This is a genomic window from Pseudomonas sp. GZD-222 (assembly GCF_049310525.1).
In the GTDB taxonomy this organism is placed as follows: Bacteria; Pseudomonadota; Gammaproteobacteria; order Pseudomonadales; family Pseudomonadaceae; genus Aquipseudomonas.
Genome location: NZ_JBMOWO010000049.1, coordinates 24,997 through 40,691 on the forward strand (window position 1 = coordinate 24,997; position 15,695 = coordinate 40,691).

At 59.6% G+C, this 15,695-nt stretch carries 12 protein-coding genes; 2 read left to right on the top strand and 10 right to left on the bottom strand.

The window, feature by feature from the left end; all coding sequences use genetic code 11:
* Window positions 1–172: 172 nt before the first annotated feature.
* The 5 genes from betA to speB all read right to left on the bottom strand — a co-directional run bounded on the left by betA (window position 173) and on the right by speB (window position 6,100).
* Window positions 173–1,858, bottom strand: a complete 1,686-nt coding sequence (gene betA / locus ACO6VD_RS08785; RefSeq protein WP_422418347.1) for a choline dehydrogenase — start codon at window positions 1,856–1,858, stop codon at window positions 173–175.
* A 4-nt stretch (window positions 1,859–1,862) separates the two neighbouring features.
* A complete protein-coding gene (locus ACO6VD_RS08790) occupies window positions 1,863–3,332 on the bottom strand; it encodes a cytosine permease (RefSeq protein ID WP_422418348.1) in 1,470 nt (489 codons plus the stop codon).
* Window positions 3,329–3,508: a hypothetical protein gene (locus ACO6VD_RS08795; protein WP_422418349.1), complete on the bottom strand. Its 180-nt coding sequence runs from the start codon at window positions 3,506–3,508 to the stop codon at window positions 3,329–3,331. The genes ACO6VD_RS08790 and ACO6VD_RS08795 overlap by 4 nt, the downstream gene beginning before the upstream one ends.
* Before the next feature lie 96 nt (window positions 3,509–3,604).
* A complete protein-coding gene (locus ACO6VD_RS08800) occupies window positions 3,605–5,113 on the bottom strand; it encodes an aldehyde dehydrogenase family protein (RefSeq protein WP_422418350.1) in 1,509 nt (502 codons plus the stop codon).
* 15 nt (window positions 5,114–5,128) lie between these two features.
* On the bottom strand, window positions 5,129–6,100 hold the full coding sequence (gene speB / locus ACO6VD_RS08805; protein WP_422418351.1) for an agmatinase: 972 nt from the start codon (window positions 6,098–6,100) through the stop codon (window positions 5,129–5,131).
* A gap of 300 nt (window positions 6,101–6,400) precedes the next feature.
* Here speB and ACO6VD_RS08810 point away from each other — a divergent pair, with 300 nt between their 5' ends.
* Entirely contained in the window at window positions 6,401–7,312 is a 912-nt protein-coding gene (locus ACO6VD_RS08810) for a LysR family transcriptional regulator (RefSeq protein WP_422418352.1), read from the top strand.
* A 36-nt stretch (window positions 7,313–7,348) separates the two neighbouring features.
* Here ACO6VD_RS08810 and ACO6VD_RS08815 read toward each other — a convergent pair whose 3' ends face one another.
* The 5 genes from ACO6VD_RS08815 to ACO6VD_RS08835 form a co-directional block, all read right to left on the bottom strand.
* Window positions 7,349–7,999, bottom strand: coding sequence for a response regulator (locus tag ACO6VD_RS08815; protein WP_422418353.1), 651 nt, complete (start codon window positions 7,997–7,999; stop codon window positions 7,349–7,351).
* Window positions 7,996–11,157 (bottom strand): response regulator, encoded by a 3,162-nt coding sequence (locus ACO6VD_RS08820; RefSeq protein WP_422418355.1) that lies wholly within the window; start codon window positions 11,155–11,157, stop codon window positions 7,996–7,998. Before ACO6VD_RS08820 ends, ACO6VD_RS08815 begins: the two co-directional genes overlap by 4 nt.
* A 74-nt stretch (window positions 11,158–11,231) precedes the next feature.
* On the bottom strand, window positions 11,232–12,467 hold the full coding sequence (locus ACO6VD_RS08825) for an EAL domain-containing response regulator (protein WP_422418357.1): 1,236 nt from the start codon (window positions 12,465–12,467) through the stop codon (window positions 11,232–11,234).
* A gap of 235 nt (window positions 12,468–12,702) precedes the next feature.
* The gene (locus ACO6VD_RS08830) at window positions 12,703–13,143 is read right to left on the bottom strand and encodes a hypothetical protein (protein WP_422418359.1); all 441 of its coding nucleotides are present in this window, start codon (window positions 13,141–13,143) and stop codon (window positions 12,703–12,705) included.
* 148 nt (window positions 13,144–13,291) lie between these two features.
* On the bottom strand, window positions 13,292–14,863 hold the full coding sequence (locus tag ACO6VD_RS08835; protein ID WP_422418361.1) for a class I adenylate-forming enzyme family protein: 1,572 nt from the start codon (window positions 14,861–14,863) through the stop codon (window positions 13,292–13,294).
* Window positions 14,864–15,043: 180 nt separating this feature from the next.
* Between ACO6VD_RS08835 and ACO6VD_RS08840 the strand changes: the two genes are divergently transcribed.
* On the top strand, window positions 15,044–15,688 hold the full coding sequence (locus ACO6VD_RS08840) for a helix-turn-helix transcriptional regulator (protein WP_422418363.1): 645 nt from the start codon (window positions 15,044–15,046) through the stop codon (window positions 15,686–15,688).
* The last annotated feature ends 7 nt before the right edge of the window (window positions 15,689–15,695 follow it).

Sequence of the window (15,695 nt, forward strand, 5' to 3'; positions counted from 1 at the left end):
GCTCGCAGCTACCGTAACGTTTTCGCTCCAATGGAACGCATTCACTCCGAAACCGCTTGGGTACCCCCGGTGGGAGCAGCGGTGGGAGCGGGCTTGCCCCGCGAAGCGATGTGTCTGACGAATCGCATCGCGGGGCAAGTCGAGTCGTCGCACCGCCGCTCCCACCGGATCGTCAGGCGCCTACCTTGCGCAGCGGTGCGCGGCTGCGCTGTTCTTCTTGCCAACCATCGACCAGGCCGACCTGGACATCGGCCGGCGTCAGCGGCTCGCGCCCACGCACCAGGTCCGCCGCGCGTTCGGCGAGCATGATGGTCGGCGCATTGAGGTTGCCGTTGGGCTCGCTGGGGAACACTGAAGAGTCGATCACCCGCAGCCCCTGCAAACCCCGCACGCGCAACGCCGAGTCGACCACGGCCATGTCGTCTTCGCCCATGCGGCAGGAGCCACAGGGGTGCATGGTGCTTTCCATGTTGGCCCGGACGAAGGCATCGATCTCTTCATCGGTCTGCACCTGTGGCCCTGGCGCCAGCTCTTCGCCGCGATAGCGGTCCATGGCCGGCTGGGCGATGATCTCCCGCGTCAGGCGCACACAGCGCCGGAAGCCCTCGCGGTCCTCCTCGCTTTCCAGGTAGTTGAAGCGGATTTGCGGATGCTGGTAGGGATCCGCCGACAGCGCCCGCACATGCCCACGGCTCTTGGGCTTGTTCGGCCCGGTGAGCACCATGAAACCATGGCCCTTGAACGGTTTGTCGCCGTCGTAGCGCATCGCCGCCGGCAGGAAGTGAAACTGGATGTCCGGCCAGCGCAGGCCCTTGGCCGAGCGGATGAACCCACCCGCCTCGAAGTGGTTGCTGGCGCCCAGGCCATCCTTGAACAGCAGCCAGCGCAGACCGATCAGCGCCTTGCCCAACAGGTTCATCTTGCCGTTCAGCGTCACCGGCTCCTTGCAGGCGTACTGGATGTAGATTTCCGAATGGTCCTGGAGGTTTTCACCAACCCCTGGCAGGTGGTGACGGACTTCAATGCCGGCCGCTTTCAACACCGGCTCGGGACCGATACCCGAGCGCTGGAGCAAGTGTGGAGAGCCGATCGGGCCGGAAGACACCAGCACCTCGCGGTTGCAGTAGACCTTGTGGGTCTGGCCGCCCTCATCGTATTCCACGCCCACCGCGCGCTTGCCATCGAGCAGGATGCGCCGGGTCATGGCATGAGTGACGACGGTGAGGTTCGGCCGGGTCATCGCCGGGCGCAGGTAGGCGTTGGCGGTGGACCAACGCACGCCGTCCTTCACCGTCATGTGCATGGCGCCGAAGCCTTCCTGCATATAGCCATTGCAGTCATCGGTCTTGATGTAGCCAGCCTGCGCACCCGCTTCCACCCAGGCGCCGTACAGCGGGTTCTGCATGTTGTTGCCGTTGTTGGTGGCCAGCGGTCCAGCGCCGCCGCGGTAATCATCACCGCCGAACTTGAAGGTCTCGGCGCGTTTGAAGTACGGCAGACAGTGACGATAGTCCCAGTTCTTTGCACCCAGGCTTTGCCATTCGTCAAAGTCGCAAGCATGACCACGGATATAGACCAGGCCATTGATCGAGGATGAACCGCCGAGCACCTTGCCGCGTGGGCAATGCAGGCGCCGACCGTCCAGATGCGGTTCGGCGACGGTTTCGTAGCGCCAGTTGTACTTCTTGGTGTTCATCGGCAAAGAGAACGCGCTGGGCATCTGGATCAACACGCTGCGGTCACTGCCACCGAACTCCAGGACCAGTACCGAAGTACCGGCGTCTTCACTCAGGCGGTTGGCCAGAACGCAGCCAGCAGAGCCTGCACCGATGATGATGTAGTCGTATCGCTTGTTCATGGTTTTAGTCCTTTGCGCTGAGGCCCGCAGCCTCGATGTTGCGTTCATTGCCTGTTGGGTAGCTGCCCCAGCCCAGACGCGTGGCCAGCAAGCGGGTCAGCACGTAGTGGACCAGCCCCGCCAGCAGGCAGGACGGCAGTGAGGCAGTGGCGAAAGTGAAGAAGGTGGTATTGGCCAGCGTCTGCGGGTTGAACACCACCACGTAGATGGCGAATCCCGCCACCAGCGCCAGCAGTGCAACGGGGTTGAAGCCTTTGCAGAAGCGCAGTGGCGAGTTCGCTTGCGCGGCATACAGATGGCGCAGATTCAGGCGCTGCTGGCGCAGGAAGAAGTAATCGGCGATGCCGATGCCTGCCAGAGCGCTGTTGAGCGCCGAGGTCCACACCAGGAAGATGAAGAAACCATCGTAGATACCCGGGAAGCACAGCACGATACCGATCGGAATCACGCAGAACAGCGCGATCAACACACCCCAGCGCACACTGCGCAAGCGCTCTCCGGCCAGTTGCCGCAGACCGATCACCGCGGTGTAGAGGATGTTGACCATGCCGGTCAGGTTGGCCAGCGCCAGGAAGCTCAACGCCACCACACCAAATCCCACCCCACCGGCCAGGCGCATCCAGGCGGTAGGGTCACTGCTGCCCAGGGTGGAGGCGGCAAACAGGCTGACGATCTCGCCCAGCGAGGCGGCGCCGAACACGCCCACCAGGTTGGGCCAGAACGCCGTGCGTTGATTGCTGCACAGGCGTGACAGGTTGCCGATGTAGGGCCACCAGGAAAAACCGGCAGCGATGTTGATTTCCACGGCAATCATGTAGTTGATGCGTTGATCGGCGAACGGCGGCTGCAGGGGCGGCATTGCCAGCAGTTCGCTCAGGCTGAAGCGCTGGGAGATGAAGTACATCAGCGCCAGCATGATCAGGATCAGGCTGGGTGCGATCACTGCGCTCAGGCGGCGGATCATGTCCGGTCCGCGCATCGCCACCAGCGCCGCGAGGACGATGGCCAGCAATGCCCCGGCCGGCACCAGCCAGTCGTCGGCCGCAGGCTGTTGCTGGTGCACCAGGGTTTCCAGGTTGTCCAGCGCCCGCCCGCACATCAGCCCCAGCACCGCCAGCCAGCCCATGGTCAGCACCACCACGGAAAGGATGTAGACCAGGCGGCTGCCATTGATACCGAACATGCTGCGCAGAAACGTGAACTGCTCGACGCCGTACTTGCCGCACGGCAGACAGGTGGATGACGCCGCCAGGATCACGCCAATGATATTGCCGATGATGATCGCGCTGATACCTTGCAACGGCCCGACAAACAGCGCAGTGGCGCCGCCAATCAGAAACACCCAGGTCGCCACGGCCAGCGCCGAGTTGGCATAGGCAAAGCCCCAGAAACCCCAGACCCGTTCGCTGGGCAGCAAGGGAGTATCACCACGTTCCGCGCTCAGGCGAAACTCCTGCTCTCTGGAAGCGCTCATGGTTGGCCTCCCAGCAAATAAGCACCGGCGACCATCACCAGCGTCAGCAGCGATAACGCAACGACATCACGCGCGCTCAACGCACCGGGCCAGTGCGCCCTCCTCTCGAGTTCTTCGTAGGCGCGTATGCGCCGTTCCAGATCCTGTGCACGCGCTTCATCCACTTGGCTGTTCATGGGCATCACCTCGATAGGTTCTTGTTATTGAAATTCGATGCATCCGCTAAACCTGCGCCGCTCGCCAACCGTCAGCGGCGCAGGTTGCCCTGTACCTCAGGGCAAGGTGATCCAGACCGCTTTGGTTTCCAGCAAGAACTCCAGCTGTTCAGCACCCATGTCCTTGCCGTAGCCCGACTGCTTGTAGCCACCGAACGGCATGGACGGGTCGAGCGTACTGTGGGCATTGACGTAGACGGTGCCGGCGCGCAGGCGTGGAATCAGGCCATGGACCCGACCCAGGTCATTGGAGTAGATCGCCGCAGCCAGTCCGAACGCCGAATCGTTGGCCAGGTCCACAACCTGCTCCTGGCTATCGAAGGGCATGGTCACCAGCACCGGACCGAAAATCTCTTCACGGACAATGCGCATGCTGTTATCGCAGTCGGCGAAGATCGTCGGTTGCACGAAGAAACCCGGGCCTTCAAGCAGTTCGCCACCGTAATACAGCCGGGCTCCTTCGGCCTTGCCCAGCGCGATGTAATCCAGCACCCGCTGCTGTTGCTGACGCGAGACCATAGGGCTGATGAAACAGTCCGGATCCAGGCCGGGAGCGATTTTCAGGGTTGCCGTGTACTTGGCCAGCGCCTGCAGGAACTGGGGATAGACACTGCGTTCAATGTAGGCGCGGGTCCCGGCATCGCAGACCTGCCCGGAGTTGAAAAACACACCGTTGGCGACGGCGATGGCCGCGGCCTCGATGTCGGCATCGGCGAACACCATCACCGGCGACTTGCCACCCAGTTCGAGGGTCAGGCGCTTCATCTGGTCCATCGCCGACTTGCCCACCGAGCAGCCCACAGGCGTCGAGCCGGTGAAGCTCAGCTTGTCGATGCCCGGATGGCTGGACATTGCCGTGCCGACCACGCTGCCGCGCCCGGTGACGATGTTCAACACACCGTCGGGAATACCCGCCTCCTGAACCAGCTCGGCGAAGCGCAGGGCTGACAGCGAGGTCAGCTCTGCCGGCTTGACCACCACCGTGCAGCCGGTCGCCAGGGCGGCGCCGAGTTTCCAGGCCATGGTTTGCAGCGGAAAGTTCCACGGCACGATTGCCCCCACCACACCGACCGGCTCCTTGCGGGTGTAGGCCAGGTAGTTGCCAGGCAGCGAGGGTTCGACGGTGCGCCCGTGAATCTTGCTGGCCCAGCCGGCAAAGTAGCGCAAGGTATCAACGGTGCCCTGGATATCCACGGCACGCGCCTGGACCACCGACTTGCCCATGTCGATGGACTCGATCTGCGCCAGCTCGTCGCCATTGGCCTCGATCAGGTCCGCCAGACGATGCAGCAGGCGTTCGCGCTCCAGGGGTTTGAGCTGGCTCCAGGGGCCACCGTCGAACTGTGCGCGGGCAGCTTGCACCGCGCGGTCCAGATCATCGGCGGTGCCCATCGGAATGCTGCTAAGCACGCCCTCGGTGTACGGCTCGATCACTTCGGCACTGGCGCCATCGCTGGCTTGCAGCCAGGCCCCGCCGATGAACATGCGCTGCGGTTTGGAGAGAAAACGCTGGGTGGCTTCGGAAACGCCGAAGGCCTGCAGGTAGGCTTTTACCTTGTTGTCCACGGTCAATTCTCCGGATCAGCGAGCACGGGCGCGTGCATGGAAGATGAAACCGATGCTGTTCATCAGCAGTTGCGCGGCGAGGATCGAGGTGACGCCGGCGTGGTCGTAGGCCGGGGCCACTTCCACCAGGTCCATGCCGACGATCCGGCCCTGGCTGCGCTTGGCCAGCGCCTGGATGATTTCCAGTACTTCGTAGTAGACAAAACCGCCATGGCTCGGCGTTCCGGTGCCTGGCGCGATGGAGGGGTCAAAGCCGTCGATGTCGATGGTGATGTAGTAGTCGCGGCCTTCGGGAATTTTCGCCAGCACGCCCTCGCAACCCAGGCGACGCACATCGCGCACAGACAGGATCTGCGAACCGGCATCGCGCGCGGCATCGTAATCGTCGCGATTGGAGGATGACACATTGCGGATGCCCATCTGGGTCATGCCGACGATGTGCTCCAGCTCCGATGCACGGCGCAACGGGCTGCCATGGCCGTAACGCACGCCATGGCGTTCGTCGACAAAGTCCAGGTGAGCGTCGAAATGCACGATATGAATCGGTCCGCGACCCTCGAACGCCTTGATCACCGGCGCGTGGATCGAGTGATCGCCGCCCAGTACGACCGGCATGGCGCCTGAAGCGAGGATCTGGCGCACTGCCATCTCGATGTTGGCGTTACTGGTGGCCATGTCGGTGTGGACGATATCGGCATCACCGACATCGACCATGCGCACCTGGTCTTCGGTCAGGTAAGTGGCGTCATCCTCGAAATCGTAGGCACCGGCGTGGCCAAAGGAGAACAGTGTCGATGCCTCGCGGATACCGCGTGGTCCGAAACGCGCACCTGAACGCCATTGGGTGCCCATGTCATTGGGCGCGCCGAGGATCGCGACATCGGCATCAATGGCATTCCAGTCGGTACAGATGGGCGACTTGGCGAAGGTGCAATGCCCCACGAAGGGCAGGTTCAGACGGCCGGATTCGTAACCATGCTTTGCCATGTTCGGGTTTCTCCAATTCTTGTTATGTTCAGGAGACGGGGCGACTGCGCGACCACCGTTGCAGCCACTATGGAGGCAGGCCAGCAGGGGAAAAATGCGCAAGTGCAGATGCATACATCGCCGGATCCGAAGTATCTGCACCAGCATCTGTCGACCAGGAGGAACCTTCGGAGCCCCTTGAGGCAATTCGCAACACCAGGCATTGCGGACAACCCACGCTCAGGGTTAGCTTTAGAAAAAAAACGTAGCCCGGACGTTCATATCAGCATCCGCGATGTGACGCCCGGACGGGAGGCCACGGTGATCCAGCTCCACGATGTCGATCTGAAGCTTCTCAGGGTGTTCACCACCATCGTCAGGTGTGGCGGCTTTTCCGCAGCGCAAGCCGCGCTGAACGCCGGCCAATCGACCATCAGCGAGCAGATGACCCACCTGGAGACCCGCCTGGGGGTCAAGCTTTGCCAGCGTGGCCGCAGCGGCTTTCGCCTCACCGAGCAAGGCGTGGCCATCCATGAAGCGACGCTGCGGCTGCTGGGTGCGGTGGAAAGTTTCTGCATGGACGCCGATGTGCTCAAGCAGCACATCAGCGGCAAGCTCAACCTCGGCATCATCGACTCGACCCTGACCGATCCCGACTCACCGCTACCGCGCACCACCCAGCGCTTTGTCTCGCGGGGCCACGACGCCCACCTGCACATCTACATCGGCGCCCCGGCGGAACTGGAAGAGCGCGTGCTCGACGGCCGGCTGCACCTGGCCATCGGTCACTTCCCTCTGCGGGTTCCGGGGCTGTCCTACCTGCCGCTCTACAACGAAGCGCTTGGATTGTATTGCGGTCGCCGTCATCCGCTGTATGCCAGCAAGGCGTCGAACGGTCGTCTGCTGGAGGAGGTGCGTAGCTGTCGTATCGTCGTACGCGGCTACATGCATGAGTACGACCTGGAGCAATTGGGCATGACCAAGGCCGCCGCCACGGTGGAGAACATCGAGGCGGCAGCGATCCTGATCATTTCCGGGGCCTACATCGGTTTCCTTCCGGTGCATTTTGCCGAGCAATGGGTGAAGACCGGCGACATGCGGCGCCTGGGCGCCACAGCGCTGGACCTGACCTCACCGTTCGATCTCATCACCCGCCGCGGCGTGTCGCCACCGCCGATCCTGCATGCGTTCCTCGAGGACCTGGCCGCCTGCATGCACGCGCCTGCGTTGTAGCTGATTCGGCGCTGCACGTGCTGTTCTGTGCAGGCTTCACAGCAGCCCGTTGCGCAACGCGTATTCGTACAGACCTTTATCGTTGGCGATGCCCAGCTTTTGCTGCGCCGATATTTTCTGATGACTGATGGTCTTTACGCTGCGGTTGAGAATATTGGCGATCTCGGACACCGTGTGTCCGCCCACGAACAGGCGCAGGACCTCGGACTCTTTACTCGACAGTGCCCGTTGTTCCGGATTGCCGCGCGCGTTCAGATTCTCGACCTTGGCCTCATTGATCAGTTTCATCACTGCCGCAGCGATGTACTTTTTACCCTGGACAACCGCTCGGATCGCTTCAACCAGGTTGCCCTGCCCTGCACTCTTGAGCAGCACGCCATCGGCACCGGCATTAACGATGTTTTTCAATATTGAAGGGTTGGTCATCATGGTCAGGATGATCAGCTTGAGCTGCGGATAACGGCGTTTGACAAACGAAACCAGGGTCAAGCCGTCCCCATGTTTGCCGCCCGGCATGTAAAAGTCACTGATGAGCACATCGGGTTGTACTTCATCGATCAACTCGGCAAGTGCCGTGGAATCGTGCGCCTGCCCACAGACTTCAATGCCTGGCTCGCGCTCAAGGGTCATACGCACCCCAAATAAAACAATCGGATGATCGTCAGCCAGCACCACCTTAAGGGTCATGTTGACGCCTCCAGTATAGGGTTCAAGTATTCCTTCAATCGTCCCAGGCAGTCGTCAATCCGTGACAGATCATCAGAGGTAGCGATTTCTTCAAGGTGCACAAATTCAGCTGTGTCCATTGCACCGATGGTTGCCAGGGCACCTTTGATACGATGCGCGTACTGGGAGACTGCCGGAACATTACCTTGTGTTACCGCGTTCATCATTGCCAACCAATCATGCTGGGTGGTCGCAATGAACAACGCTCGCATTTGTGGCTTGATCTCGTCGAGTTTGGCAATGACATTGGGCGTTGCCACTGCGGCAACAGCACCCACGGCCTGCAACGCCTCGCGTAGCCCCGACAGCGAAAACGGCTTGACCAGATAGCCATCCATCCCCGCCTGCAAGCAGCGCTCGCCTTCATCGCTCTGGGCATTGGCGGTCACGCCGACAATCGGTACCTTGAGCCCCTCGGCACGCAGCCTTCGGGTCAACTGATAACCATCGAGCTCCGGCATGTTCACATCGGTCAGGACCACATCGAAGGACTCACCCCGCTGCCAGCGTTGCAAGGCTTCACGTCCATCCGAGGTCATCGTCACCTGGCAGCCCAATTGCTGCAGCTGGTCAGTCAGCACCAACTGGTTAATGGGATGATCTTCAACCGCTAGCACGTGGAGGGTCTTGAGCACCGGGGGCAAAAACACAGACGACGATCCGAACCCCAGGGGGGTGTTTCCGCCTGCCCGTTGCAGTGCGTGCAGAATGCCGCGTTGGCACAGACTGCTGACATGCCAACCATCATTGCGCCACTCAGGTATCGACGCTTCTTGCGGCTCAAGCCAGACAACCGCTGCAAACCTGCTGACAAACGCTGGTTCTGGACGATGCGGCCAACTGACCAGCAGTAAATCGTTGTGTGCCGATGCGGGCAGCAATTGCCCCAAGGGCTGCGCTTGCCCTCCTGCATGCTCAATTAACGCGAGCAAGGTTTCACCTTGTTCATTGGCGCCAGCAAAGACCTGAATGGTAGGCAGCCCGGCCAGGCTGATCGGTTGTGGCCTTCCGGGGCTTTGCAGTTCAATCGACACAGTGAAGCTGCTACCCAGCCCCACCTCACTGACCAGTTCGATTCTACCGCCCATCAACGCCACCAGCCTGCGGCAGATCGACAGGCCCAACCCGGTGCCGCCGTAGCGCCGTGCGGTCGAATCATCAGCTTGAATAAAGGGTTCAAACAGCTTGTCCTGCGACGCCTTGCCGATGCCGATACCCGAATCCGAGACCTGTATCCACACGGCGATGCCACCTGCAGCATTTTCGCTGCCACCGGCTCGAATGACGATTTTGCCGCTGTCGGTAAACTTCACCGCATTGCTAAGCAAATTACCCAGCACTTGCTGCAGGCGGTTGCGATCCCCGACCAGCAGCGGCAGGTCCGGTTGCAGGCAGCAATACAGGTCCACGCCTTTTTTTCGCGCCAGAGAGATGAAACTTTTCGCCACCTCTTCAACCAGTTCAATCAGGTTGAACTCGCAGGGCTCCAGGATGAGCTGACCGGCTTCTATTTTGGAAAAATCCAGAATGTCATCAATGATGTGCAACAGGTTACTGGAGGAATGCTCAATGGTACTCAGGTAGCCCCGCTGCTGCGCTTGCAAGGTAGTGCCGGCGAGCAGCTCCAGGGTGCCCAGTACACCGTACAACGGCGTGCGAATCTCGTGACTCATCATCGCCAGGAACGTTGATTTGGCCGCATTTGCCTCATCGGCGGTTTCCTTGGCCGCGGCCAGCAGCAGCTCCGCGCGCCTGCGCTCGCTGTCATCGACAAACGAAAAGAACAGAACGGGCTGGTCGTTGTAGTGCAGCTCTGCCACCGAAACATGAATGTAGCGTGGCGTATGATCAGGGGTGGTGAAGGTGGTGACGCCGGTGCGCAGGGTTGTCTCACCCTCTGCAAGGGGGATGCTCATGAAGAACTCGCGCAAGCTTGCACGACAGCCATCCACTTCGACGTACGAGGCGAGCATGGCCCGCGCCCTTTCACTCTGCAGCAATAGCGCCCCACTTTCGCGGCTGAACACACAGATGCCCACCGGCGCCAGATCGAGCATGGTCCGGTTGAATGCCTCGCGCTCCAGAAGTTGCAGCGCCTGCGCTTGTGCAGGAACAAATACAGTGCGCCGTACATAGCGAATGAGAATACAGGCGGAAAGAATAGACGCTATAAAAAACAAAATACCGAACACGACAGAATAACGCATCTGCCATAACAAATTGCTGTAACTTGCATAATAAACAATCCAGCGCTGGCCACCGCCAAGCTCTTTTTTCAACGCTACTTTAAAGACCGGGGCAGCGTAACTTTCGAAGCCATCACCGTCATCCCTCAATTCATCGAGAAAAATACGCATACTACGCGCATTGAGGTTCGGTTCTGGAACACCGCTCACCACCTGGCGTTTTTTATCCAGAATGAGGTAACTGATCTTCAATTCCGGTGCCGCGTTAATCTCGGTCGTCAACGATTGCTGAACGCGAGCATGCGGCAACTCGATACCGAGCCAGGCATTCGGCATCAGTCGGGGCGAAACAGGTTCGAACAGATAGAATTTACTATCGCTACCGCTGCCCAACTCGAATACCTGTAGCCCATGACCGGTTTCTTTTTTCCAGTCAACATTCTTGAGCTTTTCGAACACGTCATTTAGCGCGTTACTTTGACCTGTATCTGCCCTGAATACATAGCGTGCAGCCCCGCTTGCGCGGTCCATGTAAATAATACTGACATTCGACTTGCGAAGCTCCCAGCGCAGCTGAGCAGACAGGACCAAACTACCTTTTCGCCCGTCAAGTACCGGAGGGAAATCGAAACGAAAATGCTTTCTGTCCGGGGTTTTAACCGCCACCGCCGATGCGGGTAAAAACTCGATCCCTTTGATCATGCCGGCAAGCAATAACTCGTTTTTCTCAAAGAAATCCCGACTTTGCGTGTAGCCATTATTAAAATTCTTACGATACACAGAGGTTTCAGACATCACCAATGCATAAAAAAACATCGTTACCGCGCCTAATACGACAAACACAAACGCAAACGACAGACAAACAATCAGCTTATAAGCGAATTCCGGCTTTAAAATCAGATTATCCTGGAGACGTGAGGCGTGCGTGTTCATCAGGCAATACTATCCGCCTGGCCCAGCGCCTTAAATAGGAGGATTCTTATATTCTCGGCAAACACCGCATACGCTCAGCGCCCGCTTCCTCTCTCCCGTAACAGCCGCTCCATCGCCGAGGCGGCCATCGGCTTGCTGAACAGATAGCCTTGCACGGTGCTGCAGCCCAGCGCTTTAAGTAACGCCAGGTCTTGAGGGTCATCCACCCCCTCCGCCACCACTTTCATCTTTAGCCGCCTGGCCAGGGAAATACTGCTTTCAAGCGCCGCCTGGGCGACCGGACTTTTATGTGCACCCTGAACAAAGACCTGATCGATCTTGATTTCATCAAAGGGAATCGACATCAAATTCAATAGCGATGAATAACCAGTGCCGTAATCATCAATGGATAGTTTGAAGCCTTTGAGCTTGAGCCGCGCAGCCCCTGCGAGGTAGTCACTGTAGTCGTCGGTTTCGGTGGTCTCGGTCAACTCCAGCATCAGTGTTGCCGGGTCGCCTCCACACTGCTCGACAATGCTCAGCAAACGCTCGGGAAGCGACTCTTCGCACAGCAGTGACACAGGAATGTTGAACGACAAGGTCAGCGGCCAGCCCATCGCGCGCCAAGCGGCCTGGGCGCGTAGCGCTTTTTCCAGGAGCATCGAGTTCAGTTGGTTGATCCAGCCCGCGGCGATGATCGTATTCAAGAATTGCCCAGGTAATAGAAGGCCTCTGGAAGGATGATTCCAGCGCGCAAGTACCTCGACCCCGACGATCCGGGAGGTGTTGATATCATGCTGCGGTTGATACCACGCGGTGAATTGATTACCGATCAGCCCTTCCAGTATTTCGATAGAGCCAGAAGGTATAGGCGATGCATCACGGTCATCCTTGGCCATTGCCATCTGACTACGTGCGCTATCGAAACGACGCAGGGTTGCACTTAGTTCGCCAGAGCTGAGCGGCTTGGCCAAGGCACTCAGTTGCTTGAATCCCAGTGAAATCGCCAATCGCTCCACCAACTGAATGAGAGAGGCCGGTTGCGAGGACAGCACGACGAGATTGGGTTTTTCGTTCAGCTGTGCCAGGCGTTTGATAAACACGATGCCGTCCATGTCGGGCATGGCCAGGTCACAGATAACCAGGTCGTAGCGCTTGTCCTTCAACAAGGTCAACGCCTGAATACCGTTTGAGGCACACTCTACTTCAGCAGCGATGTCTGCGCGCAGTTGTTGCGCTACGTATTCGCGCTGGAACACATGATCTTCGACCAACAGCACGGTGGGCGACTTTGCTCTGGGTAACGTTTTCGATGCATCGTCCTCGCTCATGGATCTACCTCGTGGCTACCGGGTTCGGGTTAAGCGCTCCCCCATGCGTCTGTTCACTGTCCATTCGCATTCATGAAAAACGGTCCTCCAGCCTATAGCTGTGCGCCAGCAGGTAAAATGAGACAGTTCGTAAATTTGAATGGCGGGCAACTGGCCACTGGGTCTGCAACGAAGTCTGAGTCGCAGGCATGGTGATGCTGAGACGGGCTGGGCATTGCACCCAGCCCTGCGGGGTTTAACGAATATCTTTGATGCTGCCCTTGTTACCGGTCACTTTTACGTCGACGGTCTTGAACACGAAGTAGTCCTGAACCGACACTTCATAGCGCGGCGCGACAATCAGGTCGGCATCGCTACTTTTCACTGCTTTGAACGCTGCGGCAGCCTTGGCCGAGGAAACCGGGTCGAAGGCTGCCAGGCCCAGACCCGAGCCGCCCTCACCACCATAGGCCACACCGTCTGCGAACTGGCTGTCACCACCGAATTTGAGGAAACCAAACAGGATGTTGACTTTCGATTGGCCGCTGATCTTTTCGCCTACCGCCACGTCAGCCTTGAGGTCGGTGGTTACCGCGCCGGCTACCGGCGCGACGGGCTGGCTGATGTTGTAGCTGGTGCAACCGCCGACCAGGGCGGCAGCAGAGACCAATACGGCAGCGCTCAGAAACTGTTTCATGACGACTCCATTTATGTGTTTTTTGAGCCTCTAAAGGGCGGCCGAACTATAGGTCTCGGCCAAACCGGAGAACCATCAGACGTTTCTCAAAGTACTACAGACATTTCTCAAAGGTCCTACAGCCAGTCCGGGCGCAGTCGGCGGTTACTCAGGAAATACTCCGTCGTTGGTCCTTCCAGTATTTTTCCCGTACCTGCCGGCGCAGTACCTTGCCGACCGGACTGACCGGCAGTTCGCTCACCAACACCAGCGACTTGGGCACCTTGAATCGCCCCAAGCGCTCTTTGACGTAGTCGATCAACGCCTCCACCGACGGCTGCGTACCCGCCCTCGCCACCACCTCGGCATGCACCGCCTCACCCCACTGCGCATGGGGAATGCCGACCACCGCCGAGATCGCCACATCCGCATGGGCATTGAGCGCGGCCTCCACCTCGACCGCATAGACGTTGAAGCCGCCGGTGATGATCATGTCCTTCTTGCGGTCGACAATGAACAAGTACCCTTGCGCATCGACATACCCCAGGTCGCCCGACTTCCAGAAGCCGTTGCTGAACTCGCTGACGCTCGCCTCGGGATCGCCATGGTAACCGCCGATGGTCGCCCGGCTGCGCAGCCACACCTCGCCCGTGGCCCCGGCCGCGACCTCCTCGCCTGCCGCGTCGACAATCATCAGCTCAACACCCGGTGCCACCCGTCCCGCCGAAGCGAGGCGACCATCTTCACCCGCGTGCAGGTGATCGGCCTTGCCCAGCGTAGCGACCGCCTGCAGGCACTCGGTGGCACCGTAGATCTGCAGGAAAATGTTGCCGAAGCGCTGCTGAAGCTGCCAGAGCTTGCTCGGGCTCATCGGCGCGGCGCCGTAGTAGACCGTCTGTAGGCTGGACAGGTCGTGGTCGCTGGCCGCCTCGAGGTCGAGCAGGCGGTACAGCAGGGTCGGCACCAGCGAACCAACAGTGACCCGTTCGGCGGCAATGTTGCGGCACCATTGGCTCAGGTCCGGCAGGTTCTGGGTGAGCGTGCAACCGCCACGAAACAGTGTCGCCAGCACACTTAGCCCCGAACCATGGCTGATCGGCGCCATGTGCAACAGCCGCGTTGCCGCATCGAACGCCTGCTCGCTCTCGGCATAAAAGGCATCGCGACAGGCCAGCCAGTTGTCCATGGTGTATTGCGCACACTTGCTCTTGCCGGTCGTACCCCCGGTGAAGCGATAGACAAGGATGTCCACGCGCGGATCGCTCTCTACACCCGGGTCGTGGTCGCCGACGCCCTCCAGCAGTTGATCAAATCCATGCAGGCCTTCGCGCGTGATGGTCGGCGGATCCATGCAAACCACGGTGACACCGCGGGCCAGCAGCAGACCGAGGTAGCGCTCAAGCAGCGCATTCTCGAGAAACACCACTTTCGGACGTAGCTGGTCTACCTGGGCAATGTGCTCATCCCGCGAGTCGCGGTAATTGGCGTAAGCCGCAGCGGCTTCGCCCTTGAGTGCGGTCCAGGTGTGCAGCAGTGACAGGTTGTCGTTTTCCAGGATGCACAGGTAGGCGTCGCCGCGCCCAAGCTGCAGCCTCTCGCGCATCATGTTGACGATCTGGTTGGTGAGCCGGTGCAGCGCCGAAAAACTGTAGCGCCGCTGGCGCTCGATGTTGACCAATGCCTCCTGGTCGCCATAGCGCACGGCTAGTTGGGCAAAGGTACGGGCGAAATTCATTTTCATCGCAACACTCGTCGTGGTTGTTGGTCTTCGAGTTATGCGCTGGACAGCCGGGTATTACCCCCCTGCGATGGAGGGGGCCGGGGCAGAATGGAACGCAGGCAGTCGTCGCAACCGCAACGAGGGTTTTACCTGAAGTTGATGTCGCGTAGCATCGATGTTTTCTCGTTACCGGTAGCCCGAATGACCTCCAGAGCCAAAGCGGATCACCCTCGGTTCAGCAACTACAAGACCATGGCCGACTGCATGGCGACCCTGCTGTTCCCGCATGCCGAGGTGGTGGTCCATGACCTGCGCTCGCAGACGGTCATTCACATCGCCAACAACATTTCCAAACGCACGATCGGCGATGATTCCGCCCTCGAGGAGCTCCCCGCAGACCTTGGCAACTCGCTCAGCCTTGGACCCTACGAGAAGCTCAACTGGACCGGTCAGAAGATCCGCTCGATCAGCAGCGTGATGCTCGACGACAGTGGTACGCCCGAGGCGCTGATCTGCATCAACCTGAACTTCTCCATTTTGGAACAGGCCAAAGAAGCCCTCGACCTGTTCTTCCAGGCCAGCCGCTTGCTGCCGCAGCCCGAAGCGCTGTTTCGTGACGATTGGCAGGAGCGCATCAATACCTTTCTGCATGCCTGGCTGCGCGAGCACAACCTGAGCCTGAACAGCCTCGATCGTGAGCACAAGCGCGCGCTTATCGAGGCCCTGCATGCCGAAGGCGCGTTCCTCGGCAAAAGCGCTTACGATTATGTCGCCAATGTCCTGAACATGGGCCGGGCGACGGTTTACAAGTACGTAAAGCTTGCCCGCGACGCTTCAGGCGCCTAGATCCCTT

Excerpts from the sequence above, each read along its gene's own strand:
- betA (WP_422418347.1), bottom strand. The coding sequence starts at position 1,858 with ATGAACAAGCGATACGACTACATCATCATCGGTGCAGGCTCTGCTGGC.
- ACO6VD_RS08790 (WP_422418348.1), bottom strand. The coding sequence starts at position 3,332 with ATGAGCGCTTCCAGAGAGCAGGAGTTTCGCCTGAGCGCGGAACGTGGT.
- ACO6VD_RS08795 (WP_422418349.1), bottom strand. The coding sequence starts at position 3,508 with ATGAACAGCCAAGTGGATGAAGCGCGTGCACAGGATCTGGAACGGCGC.
- speB (WP_422418351.1), bottom strand. The coding sequence starts at position 6,100 with ATGGCAAAGCATGGTTACGAATCCGGCCGTCTGAACCTGCCCTTCGTG.
- ACO6VD_RS08815 (WP_422418353.1), bottom strand. The coding sequence starts at position 7,999 with ATGACCCTTAAGGTGGTGCTGGCTGACGATCATCCGATTGTTTTATTT.
- ACO6VD_RS08820 (WP_422418355.1), bottom strand. The coding sequence starts at position 11,157 with ATGAACACGCACGCCTCACGTCTCCAGGATAATCTGATTTTAAAGCCG.
- ACO6VD_RS08825 (WP_422418357.1), bottom strand. The coding sequence starts at position 12,467 with ATGAGCGAGGACGATGCATCGAAAACGTTACCCAGAGCAAAGTCGCCC.
- ACO6VD_RS08830 (WP_422418359.1), bottom strand. The coding sequence starts at position 13,143 with ATGAAACAGTTTCTGAGCGCTGCCGTATTGGTCTCTGCTGCCGCCCTG.
- ACO6VD_RS08835 (WP_422418361.1), bottom strand. The coding sequence starts at position 14,863 with ATGAAAATGAATTTCGCCCGTACCTTTGCCCAACTAGCCGTGCGCTAT.
- ACO6VD_RS08840 (WP_422418363.1), top strand. The coding sequence starts at position 15,044 with ATGACCTCCAGAGCCAAAGCGGATCACCCTCGGTTCAGCAACTACAAG.